The organism is Lacinutrix iliipiscaria, from assembly GCF_042686125.1.
GTDB classification, from domain to species: Bacteria; Bacteroidota; Bacteroidia; order Flavobacteriales; family Flavobacteriaceae; genus Oceanihabitans; species Oceanihabitans iliipiscarium.
On record NZ_JBHUOV010000001.1, the window covers coordinates 283,371 to 302,393 of the forward strand.

Sequence of the window (19,023 nt, forward strand, 5' to 3'; positions counted from 1 at the left end):
TAATATGGAAGCTATGGTAAAAATAACAGCAGCAGAAGTAAATAAATTAAGACAAGCTACAGGAGCTGGTATGATGGATTGCAAAAAAGCTTTAGTTGAAGCTGAAGGCGATTTTGATAAAGCAATTGAAGTGTTACGTAAAAAAGGACAAAAAGTAGCAGAAAAAAGAGCAGATCGTGAAAACTCTGAAGGGGCTGCTGTTTCTAAAATAAATGCAGACAACACTGTTGGCGTTGCCATTGTGTTAGGATGTGAAACCGATTTTGTTGGAAAAAATGAAAGCTTTATAGCGCTTGCAAATGAACTTGCAAATAAAGCAATTGAATTCGACAACAAAGAAGACTTTTTAGCTTCAGATTTTGGCGGCATTACTGTTGCTGAAAAATTAGTTGAGCAAACAGGAGTTATTGGTGAAAAATTAGACATTACTGCTTTTGAAAAATTAGAAGCTCCTTATGTAGGTTCTTATGTTCATATCAATAAAATTGCCGCGCTTGTTGGATTATCATCTAAAGTTGATAATGCAGAAGTTTTAGTCAAAGATGTTGCCATGCAAGTGGCTTCAATGGGAGCAACAACTTTATCTTATAAAGATTTTGATGCTGCTTTTATCGCATCAGAAACTGAAGCAAGAATTGCTGTAATTGAAAAGGATAATATTGAACTAGGTCGTTTAGGTAAAACACTTAAAAATGTACCTCAATATATTTCAATGGCACAATTAACACCTGAAGTTATGGCTCAAGCTGAAGAAGCTGCTAAAGCTGAATTAAAAGCTGAAGGTAAACCAGAACAAATTTGGGATCGAATTCTTCCAGGAAAAATGGAACGTTTCATTTCAGATAATACAACATTAGACCAAGAACAATGTTTATTAGACCAAAATTTCATTAAAGATGAAAAAATAAACGTTGCTAAATACGTTGCCTCTTACGGTGATGTTGTAATTACAAATTTCAAACGTGTTTCAGTAGGATAAAAAACCATACTCAAACCAATATATTAAACCACTACTCTTTTAAAAAGACGTAGTGGTTTTTTTATTTGTAAAATTCTACTTTTGTGAATGAGTTTAATCATTATATTTGTTAAACTTTCAAAAGCATATTGAAATGCGCTTAAGAAATTAACCTTTTTAGATTGATTTTGACTTAGTAAATAAAACAATAGACAACCAACTAATGAAATACAAAAGAATTCTCTTAAAATTATCTGGTGAAGCATTAATGGGAAACCGCCAATATGGAATTGATCCAGATCGCTTAGCTGAATACGCAATGGACATTAAAACAATTACTGATAAAGGTGTTGAAGTTGCTATTGTTATTGGTGGTGGAAATATTTTTAGAGGTGTTGCTGGAGCAAGTAAAGGAATGGATCGCGTTCAAGGCGATTATATGGGAATGTTAGCTACAGTAATCAATGGCTTAGCATTACAAGGTGCTCTTGAAGATGCTGAAGTTCCAACACGCTTACAAACAGCAATAAAAATTAATGAAGTCGCCGAACCTTTTATACGTAGAAAGGCGATGAGGCATCTACAAAAAGGACGTGTAGTTATTTTTGGTGGAGGGACTGGTAATCCTTATTTTACAACAGATTCTGCTGCAGTATTAAGAGCTATAGAAATTGAAGCTGATGTCATTTTAAAAGGCACTCGTGTAGACGGTATTTATAATGCAGATCCTGAAAAGGATAGTTCTGCAATAAAGTTTGATCATATTTCTTTCGATGATGTATTACGCAAAGGTCTAAAGGTTATGGATACCACAGCTTTTACTTTAAGTCAAGAAAATAAGCTGCCAATTATTGTTTTTGACATGAATAAAAAAGGAAATTTACTTAAGGTAGTTTCCGGTGAGAATATAGGAACAAAAGTAAACTTGTAACTTTGGCTTAGTTTTTGAAAACCAACAAGTAAATTAAATATTTTAGTAATGAACGAAGACGTACAATTTATAATAGATACCACTAAAGAAGCTATGATAAATGCCTTAAAGCATTTAGAAAAACAATTAATGAACATCAGAGCTGGAAAAGCTAGCCCTGCCATGTTAGGTAGTGTTATGGTTGACTATTACGGCACTCAAACACCTCTAAATCAGGTAGCAAATGTAAATACACCTGATGGAAGAACAATTACTGTTCAACCATGGGAAAAAAGCATGCTACAAGAAATTGAACGTGGTATTGCTTATGCAAATCTTGGTTTTAACCCTATGAATAATGGCGAGACTATTATTATAAATGTTCCACCTTTAACTGAAGAGCGACGAAGAGATTTGGCTAAACAGGCAAAGGCTGAAGTTGAAGATGCTAAAGTTGGTGTTAGAAATGCACGAAAAGAGGCTAATAATGATCTTAAAAAATTAGATAGTATTTCTGAAGATTTACAAAAAAATGCAGAACAAGATGTGCAAGATTTAACAGATAGTTATACCAAAAAAATTGACGATATTTTTGCGGTAAAAGAAAAAGAAATCATGACCGTTTAAAGTTAAAGCGACGACTATGTCGCTTTTTTTATACCAACTAAATGTTTTTTTCGTTAAAGAGTTATGAGAGAAAAAAGATGTGTTTTCCTGTTTATTTTGATGTTGCAATTTAGCTTAGGTTTTGCACAAAACAACTATCCATTTATTCCTCAAAATCAACACCAGTTAACTGAAAAACAATTAGAAAGCGCGCAAATTAACATCACACCTAATGTGCTTTTATTTACTGAAAACGGAAAGCTACTACCTATGTCTAGCTTATCTTTAATGACTAACCCTGACTATAAACCTATATTTTATGCTGATGCAAACGAAAAAGTAAAATCAGTAGTCTTTCAAAAAAAGAGTCATCACCCAATAATAATTGAACAAAACACAGAAGCTCAATACACCAAAGGTGAGCCTGCTTTAGATTTTTTAGCTACAGATTTAATTGGTAAGAGTTATAAACTATCTCAATTAAAAGGAAAGGTTGTTGTTCTTAATTTTTGGTTCACAAAATGTGGTCCTTGTGTTGCTGAAATGCCTGCTTTAAATGAGTTAGTTGATTTATATAAAGATAAAGACGTCGTTTTTTTAGCCATTACATTCAATAAAAAAGAAATTGTAACTCAATTTTTAAAAAGTCAGTCTTTTAACTATACTATTTTAGCTAATGCCAATGATATTACCAATATGTATGGCGTTCAGATTTATCCTACAAATATTATTATAAACAAAAAAGGGGAAATTGTTCTTAAAGAATTAGGCTATAGAACCAATATAAAAGAGGTCCTTCAGGCCTCAATAAACGAGCTATTATAGTCCTCTAAATGTATAAACCTTGTCTTACTATAATTCTGCTTCTAAGTTTCTTTTTAAGTAAAGCTCAAAACCCAACACCTTCAAAAGACAGTACTAAAACAGTAAATGACTCTATTAAAAAAAGAGCTTTACTTAAACAATTAGGAAACGGTTATTTTCCAACTAAATATATAGACATCGATCTTAGATATTTAGTGAAGTATAATCAATATGAAGGATTTCGAAATGGTATTGGAGGTGTGACAAACAGTAATCTCTCTGAAAAATTCAGATTCAACACCTATGTGGTTTATGGTTTTAGAGATCATAAGTATAAATATAGTTTTGGTGCTGGCGTAAGGCTTTTAAAAAAAACAAACACATGGCTAAACCTTTCTTACACAGATGATTTAAACGAAACTGGAAGTTCTACATTTCTTACAGACAAACGCTTCTTTCAACTTTTTGAACCAAGGCTTTTAAATATTGATTTGTTTCATAAACATAAAACATCTTCGGTTTCTTTAGAACATCAATTAACTCCACAATTAATAAGTGAAACCGAATTTGCAGCAAGTCGTATTAGAACCACTTATGATTATAACTTTGTTGTAAACACCAAACCTTTTAGCGCATTTAAATTAAGTACTGCAAAAATTGCTTTGCAATGGAGCCCTTTTAGTCAGTTTCAAATAAATGAAAATACCATCAAAGAAACCAAAGAAGGCTATCCTAAATTCACTTTACAGTACACAAAAAGTTTTAGTGGTATTCTTAATAGCGATTTCAATTTTTCAAAAGTAGATTTTAGAACCATCTTTAAAAAACAGTATAACAATAAAGCTTTTTCATTGTTAACAATAACTGCTGGATTTGCTAATGGCGAGACGCCTCTTACGCATTTATATCATGCCTACCCAAACAATATAAACAAGGAAACCATTATGCAGAGGTTTTCGGTAGCAGGAATTACCAGTTTTGAAACCATGTATTTTAACGAGTTTTTTTCAGATAGAATTACAACGCTTCAATTTAAACATCACTTAAGTCCTTTTAAAATTACTAAACGCTTCAAACCAGAATTAGTACTTATTTCTAGATATGCTATAGGAAACATGAATCACATTGGAAGGCATCAACAAGTCACTTTTAATACCTTAGAAAAAGGCTATACAGAATCTGGCTTAGAAATTAATAAACTCTTTTTTGGTTTTGGGTTAAGTTTCACTTACAGGTATGGAGCTTACCATTTAGCAAAATTAGAAAATAATATGGCGTTAAAATTTACTTTTAATGTGACTTTATAATAGTTTTAACCTTTCTAATACATAGCTTTTCCATACCTTTAACGCTGATTTTAGATCAGCTATGTTTAAACTGTTTACAAAAAGTTTTTGGGATGTTGTCGCTAGACTAATTCTTCGCAATAAAATTGCCATTATTCTTGGGGTTTTAATTGCTACTGGTCTGTTGGCAACACAATGGAAACACATGCGTTTCACTTATACTGAAGCCAATTTATTACCAGACGACCATCCTATAAATATAGAATACAATGATTTTCTTAATATTTTTGGAGAGGAAGGAAATCTTATCGTTTTAGGTGTAAAAGACTCTACTCTTTTTACAATAGAAAAACTAAATGCATGGAACAAACTTTCGCAAAGCTTAAAAAAAGCGGCTGAAGTAGAAACAGTCGTTTCCATTAAAGATCTTCAAAAACTTATAAAAGATAATAAAAAAGAACAATTTGTACTTGAGCCTTTTATAAAAGATTCGATTACGTCGATGAAGCAAATCGATGTTTTACAAGAAGAGTTGTTCGAAAAATATCCTTTTTATGATAATTTCTTATTTAATAAAGAAACCAAAACTGTTAGAACTGCAATCTATCTGAAAAAGGATATCGTAAACACACCTGTTAGAAAGGACTTTGTGTTTCAAAACCTAATTCCAGAAATAAAAGCTTTTGAAGCGCAAACTCATTTAGATGTTAGAGTCTCTGGAATGCCCTATGTACGTACCTTAAATGCACAAAATATAGTAGATGAAATAGGTAAATTTATTGGTTTAGCATTAGCTGTAACCTCTTTAATTTTCTTTTTCTTTTTTAGATCATTAAGAGCCACATTTATTTCATTAGTTGTAGTTTCTTTTGGTGTGATGTGGACTTTTGGCATCATTGGGTTGCTGAAGTATGAAATCACTGTTTTAACAGCATTAATTCCGCCTTTAATAATAGTTATTGGTATTCCGAATTGTATTTTCCTAATTAATAAATACCAACATGAAGTAAAACTACATGGTAATAAAGTGAAGTCGTTACAACGTGTTATTACCAAAATTGGAAACGCTACATTAATGACTAATGTAACCACAGCTTCAGGATTTGCAACATTTATTCTCACAGAAAGTCAGCTTTTAAAAGAATTTGGTATTGTAGCATCATTAAGTATTCTAGCCATTTTTATACTTTGTTTACTAATTATTCCTATCATTTATACCTTTTTACCCTATCCGAAAGACAGGCATTTAGAACATTTAAATAAACGTTGGATTGGAGGCTTTGTTGATTGGATGGAACGCATGGTGAAGCAAAAGCGAATAGCGATATATATAACTTCAGTTGCACTCCTTATTCTAAGTATTATTGGCATTTTTCAAATTAAAATCTCTGGGAGTTTAATTGAAGATATGTCTAAAAAAGCTGATTTTTTTCAGGATATTAGATTCTTTGAAGAAGAGTTTAATGGTATTATGCCTTTAGAAATATTGGTAGATACTAAGCGAAAAAAAGGTGTTATGAAGTTATCTACCTTAAAACGCATGGAGGAGTTAGAAGAGGTCATTTCAGAAACGCCTTCACTATCTAAACCTATTTCAGTCGTGAGCTTAGTTAAATACTCTAAGCAAGCCTATTATAATGGCAACCCTAAATATTATCAATTACCAACCAGTCAAGAAAAGAACTTTATCATGACTTATGCTAAAAACTCTTCTTCTGAAATTGATTTATTAAAAAACTTCGTCGATAGCACTGGTCAATACGCACGTATCACTACGTTTATGAAAGATATTGGCACAGATAAAATGGAGCGTATTGAAGAAAACCTTCAAAATAAAGTCAACAAAGTATTTCCTAAAGATAAGTTTGACGTCACCATGACTGGAAAAGCACTTGTCTTTCAAAAAGGAACAAAATACTTGGTTAAAAACCTAGCCATTTCATTATCGTTAGCCATCTTATTAATCTCCATATTTATGGCTTATATGTTCAGGTCATTTAGAATGATTGTAATCTCTTTAATTCCTAACCTTTTACCTTTAGTCGTAACAGCAGGATTAATGGGTTATTTAAATGTGCCTATAAAACCATCTACGATTTTAGTCTTTAGCATTGCCTTTGGTATCTCTGTTGACGACACCATTCACTTTTTGGCTAAATACAGACAAGAGTTACAAGCGAATCATTGGAAGATTAAAAAATCAGTATATGCTGCTCTTCGCGAAACAGGTGTAAGTATGTTTTACACCTCTATTGTTTTATTTTTCGGGTTTTTAGTTTTTACTTTTTCTAGTTTTGGTGGTACTGTTGCTTTAGGAGCATTAGTATCTGCAACTTTATTGTTTGCAATGCTTTCTAACTTATTGCTATTACCTTCATTATTGCTATCCTTAGAAAGAAGTATTGCGAACAAACAAGTATTGCGCCAACCAACAATAAATATTATTCCAGAAGAAAATGATGATGACGAAAATCTAGATGATTCTGAAGAATAAATACCACAAACAATTATATTTGCAGTCAAAATAAGTTTTTAAATGAAAATGTATACAGTTTCACAACTATTATCAAAAAATCAATTCGGAGAAGATGTTGAAATAAAAGGCTGGGTTCGCACCTTTCGTGCTAATCGCTTTATCGCCTTAAATGATGGTTCTACAATAAATAACATACAGTGTGTTGTAGATTTTGAGAATACAGATGAGGTAATCTTGAAACGCATTACTACTGGAGCCGCTATACATATAAAAGGAGAATTAATAGAAAGTCAGGGTAAAGGACAAAGTGTTGAAATTGCTGTAGCTCATCTAGACATTCTTGGTGACTCTGATCCAGAAACGTTTCCTATTCAGCCTAAAAAACACTCTTTTGAATTTTTAAGAGAAAATGCGCACTTACGCACAAGAACAAGTACATTTAGTGCTGTTATGCGTTTGCGTTCAACACTATCTTTCGCTATTCATAAGTACTTTAACGACAATGGGTTTTACTATATGCATACGCCAATTATTACAGGAAGTGATGCTGAAGGTGCAGGAGAAATGTTTCGTGTAAGTAGTCTAGACGCTAAAAACCCACCTTTAAATGATGAAGGTAAAGTAGATTATAAACAAGACTTCTTCGGAAAAGAAACAAACTTAACAGTTTCGGGACAATTAGAAGCAGAAACGTATGCCATGTCTTTGGGAAAAGTCTATACTTTCGGACCTACATTTAGGGCAGAAAATTCTAATACCTCACGCCATTTATCTGAATTTTGGATGATTGAACCTGAAGTTGCTTTTATGGATCTGGCTGGAAATATGGATCTCGCTGAAGATTTCATGAAATATGTTTTAAAATATGTCTTAGACCACAATCGTGAAGATTTAGAGTTTCTTGAAAAACGCTTGTTAGACGAAGAGAAAACAAAACCTCAGGCTGAACGTAGTGAAATGAGCTTAATTGAAAAATTAAACTTCGTAATAGATAATAATTTTAAACGCGTAAGCTATACAGAAGCCATAGATATTTTAAGAAACTCAAAGCCAAACAAAAAGAAAAAATTCAACTATATCATTGAAGATTGGGGAGCAGATTTACAAAGCGAACATGAACGCTTTCTCGTTGAAAAACACTTTAAATGCCCAGTAATCTTATTTGATTATCCAGCAAATATTAAAGCATTTTATATGCGATTAAATGAAGATGGTAAAACCGTTCGCGCTATGGATATTCTTTTTCCAGGCATTGGCGAAATGGTTGGAGGCTCGCAACGTGAAGAGCGCTTAGATGTCCTGAAAGAAAAAATGAAAGCACTAGACATTCCTGAAGAAGAATTATGGTGGTACCTCGATTTACGCAAATACGGAACTGCTGTACATTCTGGATTTGGCTTAGGTTTTGAACGTTTAGTCATGTTTGCAACAGGAATGACTAACATTCGTGACGTGATACCTTACCCAAGAACACCTCAAAATGCAGAATTTTAACCGCTAATTCGTCCTTATCTTTTAAAAAAGAAGCAGGCGTTCAAACACTATTGTATTTTAAAAGGAGCCGTTAAGAAATTTTATCATAAAACAATTTAGATACAGCATATTCTAGATTGTTTTCTTTATTTTTATATTAAATCAAAATACAAGAATGCTTAAACAATATTTACAGTTCAAATTATCACAAAAATTGTCTCCTCAGCAAATTCAATTAATGAAATTGATACAGCTGCCTACACAAGCTTTTGAACAACGTTTAAAGCAGGAACTAGAGGAAAACCCAGCTTTAGAAAGTGGAAAAGAAGATGCTCCAAACGATTTAGATGATGATTTTGACAACACTGGTGATGAGTATAATGACAATGAGACTATAGACACAGGAGACATTAACGTAGATGATTATTTAAGTGATGATGAAGTTCCAGACTATAGAACGCAAGTCAATAATTATAGTGCTGATGATGATGAAAAAACAATCCCTTATGCCGCAGGAACATCTTTCACTCAGCATTTAGTAAACCAGTTAAACACCTATCGTTTAAATGATGAAGAACGAGAAATAGCTGAGTTTTTAGTTGGAAGCGTTGATGAAAGCGGTTATATACGTCGCGAGTTAAGCGACATTATGGATGACTTAGCGTTTACACAAAATGTATATACTACCGAAGAACATATTGAAAAAGTTTTAAAAATAGTACACCAATTAGATCCTGCAGGTGTTGGCGCTAGAAACCTTCAAGAATGTTTAAGCATACAGTTACATAGAAAAGAACAACATCCAGATGTTGCGTTAGCCACCAATATTATAGACAAAGCTTTTGAACAATTCACTAAAAAACATTACAAAAAATTATTGCAAAAATTTGATGTTAGTGAAATACAACTTAAAGATGCTATTCATGAGATAGAACGATTAAACCCAAAACCTGGAGGAAGTTATGCTGGAAATAATCGTATAGTAGAGCATGTCGTTCCAGATTTTGCAATTAAAATTGTAGATGGTGAATTAGAACTAACCTTAAACGGCAGGAATGCTCCAGAGCTTCATGTATCTAGAGAATACAATAATATGCTTAAAGGCTATAAAGACTCAAAGGAAAAAAGTAAATCTCAAAAAGATGCAGTCATGTTTATAAAGCAAAAACTAGATGCTGCTAAATGGTTTATTGAAGCGATTAAACAACGTCAACAAACCCTTTTTGTAACCATGAGTTCTATTATGCACTATCAAAAAGAGTATTTTTTAACAGGAGATGAGCGCAAGCTTAAGCCTATGATTTTAAAAGATATTGCAGATGAAATAGAAATGGATGTTTCTACTGTATCTCGTGTAGCAAATAGTAAATATGTTGATACGCCTTATGGCACAAAACTGATTAAAGAATTCTTTTCTGAATCTATGACGAATGATCAAGGAGAAGAAGTTTCTACTCGAGAAATAAAGAAAATTCTAGAAACCGTTATTGAAGAAGAAGACAAGAAAAAGCCATTAACAGACGAGGCTTTAGCTAAAATTTTAAAAGAAAAAGGTTACCCAATTGCAAGACGAACTGTTGCGAAGTATAGAGAACAACTTGATATTTCGGTGGCTAGATTGCGTAAAAAGATATAATGAATCATATCTTAAAAAGCATATCATTTATCTTTCATCCTTTAATCATGCCTATACTTGGTGTGATTTTTTATTTTTCTAAATCACCAAGATTTATTCCTATAGAAATTATTAAAAACAAACTTATATCAATTTCTATACTTACTCTTATTTTACCTATTCTTATCTATTATCTTTTAAAAACCTTAGGTAAAACGAAAAGTATTTATTTAAAAACGACTCAAGAACGTATTTTACCTTTAGGATTAAACTGCATCATAATTTATTTAATCTTAAAACGTGTATTTCCTCCCACAGAAATTTTAGAACTGTACTTCTTTTTTGTTGGAATATTATTATCAACTTTAGCTTGTTTTATTCTTGCCATACTTAAATTTAAAGCGAGTATTCACATGATAGCCATATCAGGAGTTTTAATGTTTTTTATTGCGTTAAGTATTCATTTTAGTATCAACATAAATGGAACATTAGCTTTAATGGTAATTATTATTGGCGCCACTGCAAGCTCAAGATTGCATTTAAATGCACACAATTTTAATGAGTTAATTGTTGGTTTTTGTATAGGTTTTTTCCCTCAGTTAACCCTATTAAATTATTGGCTTGTTTAATTAAAGAAGATAAAGCATCAAACCAATTTTAATTGCATTCATTTGTAATCGCTCATCGTTTATTTTTGCATCACTATTGAATACTGGGTTTAATCCATAGTACAAGTGTAAATTCCATGTATTATAACCTACGCTAATGGTCAATCCATATTGGAATGCATTAAATTCATCAATATTACTATGCTTTATTTTTTGTGGTTCGCCTTTATATTTTGAAGAATTAGCGACTACATAACCAAACTTAATTCCTGTGTAAATTCTCCAAAACTTATATTCTGATGCTGTAGAAGTTCGCCATCTAAATTCTAAAGGTGCTTCAATAACATAGGTTGTGAATTTATTTTTAGAATAAGAAATTTCATTTTCATCTAAAACAGAATAAACAAACTGTCCATCAGCTTTATCTATCAGCATATTTTGATTGAATGAATTAGCTGAGACACCAAGTCCTAAACCAATGGCAACATTCCGCCTTATATTTATTGGCATGTCTTTGATAAACCCCAAATGAAAACCGCTAGAAAAACCGCTTTGCGAGACTCCATTAGGTTTATTTCCCAATAAATTATAAGTAACTCCAATATAAAACTGATCTTCTTTATATAGTGAATCTGATTCTTTAACTACAGTATCTTCTTGAGAAGATGCCAAATGAAAGCTAAATATAAAAACGAATAAAGGCAGGATTTTGTTCATATTTTTATGCATAAAAAAGGCGTCATGATTTCTCAAAACGCCTTTAATATAATTTAAGAGTTAATTATCTTTTAAGTCCATCTAAGGCATCACCTTTTCTGGTTGTATAATTAATTTTTAATGCGTTTACCTTTCGCAATTCTTGTTTGATATCTGTTACTAATCCCATATTTGCATCACTATCTACTTTTAAAGCAGTAGTTAAAAAAGGAATTTCGGCATCTCTTTTAGTAGCGCGTTCTGCAGCTATAAAAGCGGCAATATCACCAACATCAGCAAACTTGTCATTGAGTTGAATTCTAGCTTCATTACCAAATTGTTTTTTATAATTCTGACTTGGTTTTCCAGCATAAATATACATCACCAAATTCTTCTTATCTAATTTTTCAATTTGATCAGCTTGAGGTAATTTATTCTCAATCATTAAGGTGTTTTGTCTCATAACAGTAGCCACCATGAAAAAGAATAACAACATAAATACGATATCTGGTAAAGATGCTGTATTTACTGCTGGTAATTCACCTCCTTTTTTCTTTTTAAATTTAGACATATTTAATTTTTTATCTAATTAGACTTAGGCTCTGCTTCAGAGAATTTCTGTGGCACTAAAAGTTTAATTTGTTCAATTTTCTCTTTTAGTTTTTCTTTAGTCTTAGGTGTTGTTCTAGGATCAGAATACGCTTTATCTGCCTCAACAAAATTAATTCCTAAAGTTGGAAACGCCTTTTTAAACTCTCTGTTTCTTAACTCATTATAAGCTGCAATAATTTCATTTTGTACAGCAATATATGTGTCATACTTAGTCGCTCTGTTATTTTGTAAGGATATAATAGCCTTTTGAAAATTATCAGAGGACTGAGGGTTTCTCTTTCCTTGGCAATTCTGACATGCATCTGCTCCTGTTCCTCCACCATTATCAAGAAATTCTACAGTGAGTTTTCTTAAATCTTTCAATTCAATGATACTCCCTTCATCACCAGCAGCTTTTAAAAATAATTGATTATTTCTATTAACTTCTAGTTGAAAAATATTCTTTTGTTTAATAATAGGCGGTTCTGTTTCTTCTATAGGAGGCAGCTTTCTGTTTAACCCAGAATCTGTCTCGATAGTTGTAGTTACTAAGAAGAAAATGAGGAGTAAAAAGGCAATATCAGCCATAGATCCTGCATTTACTTCTGGTGCTGATCGTTTTGCCATCTTATTTAATCATTTTTTTAATTCCAGTGAACAACATTGTGCCAACTGCTATAATTGCAAGTGCATAAAACATAAATAGTCCTGCGCCTACTAATTTAGAATTTCCTTCTGAAAGTACTTCTCCATCCCTCATTGGTGTTTCAACACCTTTTGCAAAAGCAAAATAGCAGATTAAAAATAGAAGCACAAAAGCTCCTACACCCATTAAAGTGCTTTTTAAAGTTGCTGGATTAGAAAATACATTTTTCAGCGTAAATAACACAACTAAAACAAGTGTAATAGCCAATATAGCATATGCAATATACATGAAGGTATTTACTGTACCACTTGACTCACCAGCTTTAATAGCCTCATCACCAACTCCAATAATTCTAATTAGAAAGAACATAGCAATTATGCCAACTACTCCTGCTATTATGGTTAATATTTTTTGTGAATTCATAATATTAAATAAAAATTAGAATTATTAAATTACTTCTTATATTTTGATAACATATCCATTAAGTTAATAGAAGAGTCTTCCATATCATTAACGATACTATCTATTTTAGCAATAATGTAATTGTAGAATATTTGAAGAATAATGGCTACGATAAGACCAAATACAGTTGTTAAAAGGGCTACTTTAATACCTCCAGCCACAAGTGATGGTTGCATATCTCCAGCAGCTTCAATTTTATCAAATGCTTGAATCATACCAATTACAGTTCCCATGAAACCAAGCATTGGTGCTAATGCAATGAATAAAGATATCCATGAAACATTTTTTTCTAATTGTCCCATTTGCACACCTCCATAAGCTACAACAGCTTTTTCAGCAGCATCTAAGTCTCCATCTGCCCTATCTAAACCTTGGTAAAAGATAGAAGCAACTGGTCCTTTTGTATTTCTACAAACCTCTTTAGCAGCTTCAAGCCCTCCAGATTGTAAAGCGTCTTCTACATCTTGAGTTAACTTTTTAGTATTAGTACTAGATAAGTTTAAAAAGATAATTCTCTCAATAGCAATAGCTAATCCAAGAATTAAACATAATAATACGATTCCCATAAACCCTGGACCACCTTCTATAAATCGTTTTTTAAGTTCTTGGTGAAATCCTTCTGATTCAACTGTTGCTGCATCTGCGGCATCATCTTGAGCTGTAACAACGGTTGTCGCTATTGTATTGGCGTTAGTTGTTGCATTTACTGTTCCGAATGCCATAAAACATACTATGGCTAGAATTGAAAATAATCTTTTCATTTGTTCTTGATCTTAATTTTATTAGTTAAAGTGTTAAAGATAAAAAAAAATTGCAATTAAAAAATAAAAATTACATTGACTTAACATGTGCATGGGCTTTAATTATACCACAATTTTCATGCCTGAATCTTAAAAGCTTTCCAGCTTGAAAATTTCATTTGCAGAGAGGAAGGGATTCGAACCCTCGATACCCTTTTGAGGTATACACACTTTCCAGGCGTGCGCCTTCGACCACTCGGCCACCTCTCTGTAATTTTAATTCTCTAATTACAGTGGCTCAAATAACAAAAAATAAGTTAGACGTTAAAATTTAGAAAGTTAATTTTAGGTCATTTCACCACGTAATGTCGTTTCGAATATGATTTTGAACGTTTTAGCAGAAATATTTTGACCTAATAAATACATGAGTTTACTTATTGCAGCTTCTGTGGTAATATCTTTTCCTGATATTATTCCTATTTTTTTTAAATGTTCGCTCGTTTCATATTGTCCCATTGCTACACTTCCACCTGAACATTGGGTAACATTAACTATATGTATGCCTTTGGTTAAAGCACTTTTAAGCAAATCCAAAAACCAGTCTTCTGTAGTGCAATTACCTGCACCATAAGTTTCTAGAATGACTCCCTTAAGGTTTTTTGTTTCTAATATACTTTGCAAAACAATTTTTGAAATTCCAGGAAAGAGCTTTATTAGTGCAATATTTTCATCAAAATTTTTAAAAGTTTTAAGCTTGCTACCTTTTTTGGGCTTTAATAAATACTCATGGTTAACTTTTAAATGTACGCCAGATTCTGCCAAATCAGGATAATTTAAAGAGGCAAAAGCTTCAAAATGTTCTGCATTTATTTTAGTCGTCCTGTTTGCTCTGTATAATTTGTATTCAAAATACAGCCCTACTTCTTGTATTACAGGCTTGTTATTTTCTTGTAATGATGCTATTTGTATAGAAGTAATTAAATTTTCTTTAGCATCAGTACGTAAATCTCCTATTGGTAATTGAGACCCTGTAAAAATTACTGGCTTCGTTAAATCTTCTAACATAAAACTTAACGCAGAAGCAGTATAGCTCATCGTATCGCTTCCATGTAAAACAACAAAACCATCAAATAAAGTGTAATTTTCTTCAATAATCTCTGCAATTCTGGCCCAATACTTAGGGTTCATATTACTTGAATCTATTGGTTTTTCAAAAGAAATTGCTTCTATTTCACAGTCCAATAAATTAAGTTCTGGAATTCTATCTGATAAATTTTCAAAATCGAAAGCTCTTAAAACACCTGTTTCCGAGTCTTTTATCATTCCAATTGTTCCTCCAGTATATATAAGTAATATGTTAGGTTTATTAATAGACATAGTTATATTCCAAATATTTCTTTTGAATTCAGGGTTGTAATTTCGGCAATTTTTTCTTCTGAAATACTATAGAGTTCACTTAATCTTTCTAACACTTTTAATATATACACACTTTCATTTCGCTTTCCTCGATAAGGTTTTGGCGCTAAGTAAGGTGAATCTGTTTCTAATACGATATGTTTTATATCAATCTGATTAAGAAACTGATCAATCTTTCCGTTTTTAAAAGTAACAACACCTCCTATACCCAATTTCATATTATACGAAATGGCTTGTTTTGCCTGCTCTATAGTACCAGTAAAGCAGTGAAAAATCCCAAAAAGTTTATCGTCTTTCTCTTCATCTAAGACTTTAAAAATTTCATCAAATGCATCACGACAATGAATTACTATTGGTAATTCATACTGTTTTGCTAATTGTATTTGATGTCTGAAAGCTTTTTTCTGAATATCTAAAGTAGAGGTGTCCCAATACAAATCAATTCCTATTTCACCTACAGCAATAAACTTTCGCTTCTCAAGCATCTCTTCTACATGAGCCAACTCCTCTTTATAATTTTCTTTTACATGTGTAGGATGCAAGCCCATCATTAAATGAATGTGTTCTGGGAAATCTGCTTCTAATTGAAGCATAGCTTTAGTATATGTAGAGTCTATTGCAGGAATAAAAAAGCGCTTTACATTAGCATTTATAGCACGTTCTATCATATCATTTCTGTCTTCATCAAAAGCTTCGCTATACAAATGAGTGTGTGTATCTGTAATAATCATGCCACAAAAATAATTGTTTTTATAGATTATATTTGCTTAAACTGAAGAATGTATGAAAAACCTACACGATTTCTTATTAGAAAAAGAATATGTAAAAGTTAAATTACACTTAACTAAAACCAACCATTTTGAAATTATTGCTAAAATAAATGGCATTAAAGGCATTTTTATAGTAGATACTGGAGCTTCAAGCTCATGTGTGGGTTTTGAAGCCAAAGATATTTTTAATCTAAAGGTTAAAGATTCAGGAATTAGAGCTGCTGGAGCTGGAGCTATAGATATGTTAACTCAAGTCTCAAAACTAAACACTTTAAAGATAGGAAAATGGGAACAGAAAAAAACAGCATTAATTTTATTTGATTTAACTCATGTAAATACAGCCCTTATTAATCATAATGCCAAACCTGTGAATGGTATTATTGGAGCTGATATTTTAAAAAAAGGGAAGGCGATTATTGACTATGAAAAGAAATATTTATACCTAAAAAACGCAACTAAAAAGAAATAAATTTCTTACATTTACTTGTAATTTCAAATACATAATTTCTCCCTCTTCATGAACACTTCTATAATCATAGCAGATGATCATCCACTTATGCTTCGTGGTATAAATGATTTTTTAGAATCTAAAGGTTTTAATATTTTAGGAAGTGCTCAAGATGGTCGAGCAGCTTATAATCTTATCGTAAAAGAAAAACCTGATATTGCTATTTTGGATATTAGAATGCCTCACATGACAGGTTTAGAGGTTGCTGAAGAATGCAAAAAAAACAATCTGAATACCAAGATTATTTTAATCACTTTTGATAAAGAAGAAGAACTTTACGATAAAGCTAAAGAGTTAAACATTTATGGCTATATTTTAAAAGAGTTTGCTATTGAAGAAATTGAAACTTGTATTGCTCATGTTGAAATGGATGAGCCTTATTTTAGTGAAGAAATAGCAACTTACCTCAACAAATCTTATACTACAACCAATTCTGGTGCTTTAGATGGACTTACAAAATCTGAGAAAAAAATTGTTCGCCTAATTGCTGAAAATAAAACAAGCCAACAAATAGCAGATGAATTAAACGTGGCTATTAAGACAATTCACAAACACAGAAGTAATATAGTCGCTAAATTAAATTTAGACAATAAACCTACTTCACTTTCTATTTGGGCGAATTTAAACAAAAACAAATTTTAAAAAATACGCACAAGTACGTATTTTTTTTATCATTTAATCATTGTATCTTTACAGTGCTATTAATCAGTTCTGAGGAGAATTGTTAAAGGCTCTAGTTTTTAATTAATCTAGAGCCTTTTATTTTTTAATAATCTATTTTATTTTAAAAAAATACGCACAAGTGCGTATTTTTTTTCTTGTTAATACGACTTATCTTTACCATGCTATTAATTAGTTCTTAGGGAGAATTATTTATAGAAAACTCTATATCTTTTTGATATAGAGTTTTTGCTTTTTGGGGTATTCATCAGTTTAAAAATACGCAGAAGTGTGTATTTTTTTTCTTATCAATGTCTGTTATATTTACAATGCTATTAATCAATTATTATTTAGGGAAATTAAACTCTGCATATTTTAATACGATGCAGAGTTTTTTAAAGAATGGAAAATGGACGATAATTTAAACTCAACAAACAAATTTTTAATCATTGGATTAGTAGTCTTAGTTTTAACTATCATTTTAGTTAATATATACGTTAATTTTTTTAGTTTTTAGTTAAAGTAAAAAAGGCTTGAATTCTAAGAATTCAAGCCTTTTTTTTTATGAAAACATAATACGTTTTACATTTCTAAAGCTTTCTTTATATCATTATCCATTAATAATTCTGCAGGATTTTCTAAAGCTTCTTTTACTGCAACTAAGAAACCAACAGACTCTTTTCCATCAATAATTCTGTGGTCATAAGATAAAGCCACATACATAATTGGTCTTATTTCTACTTTACCATTGATAGCTACTGGACGTTCTACAATATTATGCATACCTAGAATACCGCTTTGAGGAGGGTTAATAATTGGAGTAGATAGCATGCTTCCGAAAACACCTCCATTAGAAATTGTGAATGTTCCTCCTGTCATTTCATCAACAGTTATTTGTCCGTCTCGTGCTCTTATAGCTAAACGTTTTACTTCAGCTTCAACACCTCTAAAAGTTAATTTTTCAGCATTACGAATTACAGGAACCATTAATCCTTTAGGGCCAGAAACTGCAATTGAAATATCTACAAAATCATAGCTCAACATTTCTTTTCCATCAATCATAGAATTGACAGCTGGATACATTTTTAATGCACGAACAACTGCGAGAGAAAAGAAACTCATAAAACCTAAACCAACGCCATGTTTAGCCTTAAAGTCTTCTTTATATTGTTTACGCAATTCGAAAATTGGAGACATGTCAACTTCATTGAAGGTTGTTAACATTGCCGTTGTATTTTTAGCTTCTACTAAACGTTCTGCTACTTTACGACGTAGCATAGACATTTTACTTCTTGAAGTACCACGACCTTCAACATTAACCGCTTTCCCCATTGAAGGTACGCCTTGAATAGCATCTTCTTTAGTAATACGACCATCTTTGCCAGTGCCTTTAATTGAAGTAGCATCCAAGCCTTTCTCTGCTAAAATCTTTTTTGCTGCAGGACTAGCTGTGCCTGTAGCATAAGTTGCCGTTTGAGATGATTCAGATTTAGCAGTCTCTTGTTTTGGTGCTTCAGCTTTTGCTTCTACTTTTGGTGCAGAACCGCCTTCAGGTTTAGTCGCACTAGTATCAATTAAACATACAACTGCACCTACCTCTACTGCATCTCCTTCTTCAGCTTTAAAAGTAATTGTTCCGCTAGCTTCAGCTGGCAATTCTAAAGTAGCTTTATCGCTATCTACTTCTGCAATAGCTTGATCTTTTTCTACATAGTCACCTTCTTCAACTAACCATGTTGCTATTTCTACTTCTGTAATTGATTCACCTGGTGAAGGCACTTTCATTTCTAAAATCATG

Annotated in this window: 19 protein-coding genes and 1 tRNA gene; 11 read left to right on the top strand and 9 right to left on the bottom strand. The window is 31.9% G+C overall.

All coding sequences use genetic code 11. From position 1 onward, the window contains the following. The first annotated feature begins 13 nt into the window (after nucleotides 1–13). The 9 genes from tsf (at nucleotide 14) to ACFS5M_RS01250 (ending at nucleotide 10,757) form a co-directional block, all read left to right on the top strand. Nucleotides 14–979: a translation elongation factor Ts gene (tsf, locus tag ACFS5M_RS01210; RefSeq protein ID WP_379897648.1), complete on the top strand. Its 966-nt coding sequence runs from the start codon at nucleotides 14–16 to the stop codon at nucleotides 977–979. A 202-nt stretch (nucleotides 980–1,181) separates the two neighbouring features. Further along, complete coding sequence (gene pyrH, locus ACFS5M_RS01215) at nucleotides 1,182–1,889, top strand: UMP kinase (RefSeq protein WP_183484644.1); 708 nt, start codon at nucleotides 1,182–1,184, stop codon at nucleotides 1,887–1,889. A gap of 48 nt (nucleotides 1,890–1,937) precedes the next feature. Continuing rightward, the gene (frr, locus tag ACFS5M_RS01220; RefSeq protein ID WP_183484647.1) at nucleotides 1,938–2,495 is read left to right on the top strand and encodes a ribosome recycling factor; all 558 of its coding nucleotides are present in this window, start codon (nucleotides 1,938–1,940) and stop codon (nucleotides 2,493–2,495) included. Between the two features lie 63 nt (nucleotides 2,496–2,558). Continuing rightward, the gene (locus ACFS5M_RS01225) at nucleotides 2,559–3,299 is read left to right on the top strand and encodes a peroxiredoxin family protein (protein ID WP_183484650.1); all 741 of its coding nucleotides are present in this window, start codon (nucleotides 2,559–2,561) and stop codon (nucleotides 3,297–3,299) included. Nucleotides 3,300–3,307: 8 nt separating this feature from the next. Next, the gene (locus ACFS5M_RS01230) at nucleotides 3,308–4,585 is read left to right on the top strand and encodes a DUF5686 family protein (RefSeq protein WP_183484655.1); all 1,278 of its coding nucleotides are present in this window, start codon (nucleotides 3,308–3,310) and stop codon (nucleotides 4,583–4,585) included. A 61-nt stretch (nucleotides 4,586–4,646) separates the two neighbouring features. Continuing rightward, a complete protein-coding gene (locus tag ACFS5M_RS01235) occupies nucleotides 4,647–7,058 on the top strand; it encodes an efflux RND transporter permease subunit (RefSeq protein ID WP_183484658.1) in 2,412 nt (803 codons plus the stop codon). Between the two features lie 42 nt (nucleotides 7,059–7,100). Continuing rightward, on the top strand, nucleotides 7,101–8,534 hold the full coding sequence (asnS, locus tag ACFS5M_RS01240; protein ID WP_183484661.1) for an asparagine--tRNA ligase: 1,434 nt from the start codon (nucleotides 7,101–7,103) through the stop codon (nucleotides 8,532–8,534). A 154-nt stretch (nucleotides 8,535–8,688) separates the two neighbouring features. Next, the gene (gene rpoN / locus ACFS5M_RS01245) at nucleotides 8,689–10,149 is read left to right on the top strand and encodes an RNA polymerase factor sigma-54 (RefSeq protein WP_183484664.1); all 1,461 of its coding nucleotides are present in this window, start codon (nucleotides 8,689–8,691) and stop codon (nucleotides 10,147–10,149) included. Beyond that, nucleotides 10,149–10,757 (top strand): hypothetical protein, encoded by a 609-nt coding sequence (locus tag ACFS5M_RS01250; protein WP_183484667.1) that lies wholly within the window; start codon nucleotides 10,149–10,151, stop codon nucleotides 10,755–10,757. The genes rpoN and ACFS5M_RS01250 overlap by 1 nt, the downstream gene beginning before the upstream one ends. On the opposite strand, the gene ACFS5M_RS01255 is transcribed toward ACFS5M_RS01250, so the two are convergent. From ACFS5M_RS01255 to ACFS5M_RS01290, 8 genes are all read right to left on the bottom strand, one after another. Further along, on the bottom strand, nucleotides 10,758–11,453 hold the full coding sequence (locus tag ACFS5M_RS01255) for a porin family protein (protein WP_183484670.1): 696 nt from the start codon (nucleotides 11,451–11,453) through the stop codon (nucleotides 10,758–10,760). A 64-nt stretch (nucleotides 11,454–11,517) separates the two neighbouring features. Beyond that, on the bottom strand, nucleotides 11,518–12,003 hold the full coding sequence (locus tag ACFS5M_RS01260; RefSeq protein WP_183484672.1) for an ExbD/TolR family protein: 486 nt from the start codon (nucleotides 12,001–12,003) through the stop codon (nucleotides 11,518–11,520). A 14-nt stretch (nucleotides 12,004–12,017) separates the two neighbouring features. Beyond that, on the bottom strand, nucleotides 12,018–12,650 hold the full coding sequence (locus tag ACFS5M_RS01265) for an ExbD/TolR family protein (protein WP_183484675.1): 633 nt from the start codon (nucleotides 12,648–12,650) through the stop codon (nucleotides 12,018–12,020). A 1-nt stretch (nucleotide 12,651) separates the two neighbouring features. Further along, entirely contained in the window at nucleotides 12,652–13,092 is a 441-nt protein-coding gene (locus tag ACFS5M_RS01270) for a hypothetical protein (protein ID WP_379897654.1), read from the bottom strand. A gap of 29 nt (nucleotides 13,093–13,121) precedes the next feature. Then, nucleotides 13,122–13,892: a MotA/TolQ/ExbB proton channel family protein gene (locus ACFS5M_RS01275; protein ID WP_183484678.1), complete on the bottom strand. Its 771-nt coding sequence runs from the start codon at nucleotides 13,890–13,892 to the stop codon at nucleotides 13,122–13,124. Between the two features lie 161 nt (nucleotides 13,893–14,053). Further along, nucleotides 14,054–14,141 (bottom strand) — tRNA-Ser (locus ACFS5M_RS01280). A gap of 75 nt (nucleotides 14,142–14,216) precedes the next feature. Next, nucleotides 14,217–15,248: an asparaginase gene (locus tag ACFS5M_RS01285; RefSeq protein WP_183484681.1), complete on the bottom strand. Its 1,032-nt coding sequence runs from the start codon at nucleotides 15,246–15,248 to the stop codon at nucleotides 14,217–14,219. 2 nt (nucleotides 15,249–15,250) lie between these two features. Next, nucleotides 15,251–16,018 (bottom strand): TatD family hydrolase, encoded by a 768-nt coding sequence (locus ACFS5M_RS01290; RefSeq protein ID WP_183484684.1) that lies wholly within the window; start codon nucleotides 16,016–16,018, stop codon nucleotides 15,251–15,253. A 52-nt stretch (nucleotides 16,019–16,070) separates the two neighbouring features. Between ACFS5M_RS01290 and ACFS5M_RS01295 the strand changes: the two genes are divergently transcribed. Together ACFS5M_RS01295 and ACFS5M_RS01300 are read left to right on the top strand one after the other, a co-directional pair. Beyond that, on the top strand, nucleotides 16,071–16,526 hold the full coding sequence (locus ACFS5M_RS01295) for a retropepsin-like aspartic protease family protein (RefSeq protein WP_183484687.1): 456 nt from the start codon (nucleotides 16,071–16,073) through the stop codon (nucleotides 16,524–16,526). A gap of 48 nt (nucleotides 16,527–16,574) precedes the next feature. After that, nucleotides 16,575–17,207 (top strand): response regulator, encoded by a 633-nt coding sequence (locus tag ACFS5M_RS01300; protein ID WP_183484690.1) that lies wholly within the window; start codon nucleotides 16,575–16,577, stop codon nucleotides 17,205–17,207. Between the two features lie 600 nt (nucleotides 17,208–17,807). Here ACFS5M_RS01300 and odhB read toward each other — a convergent pair. After that, nucleotides 17,808–19,022 carry a 2-oxoglutarate dehydrogenase complex dihydrolipoyllysine-residue succinyltransferase gene (gene odhB / locus ACFS5M_RS01305; protein WP_183484693.1) on the bottom strand — a complete coding sequence of 405 codons (1,215 nt, stop codon included), beginning with the start codon at nucleotides 19,020–19,022 and terminating at the stop codon, nucleotides 17,808–17,810. Between the last annotated feature and the right edge of the window lies 1 nt (nucleotide 19,023).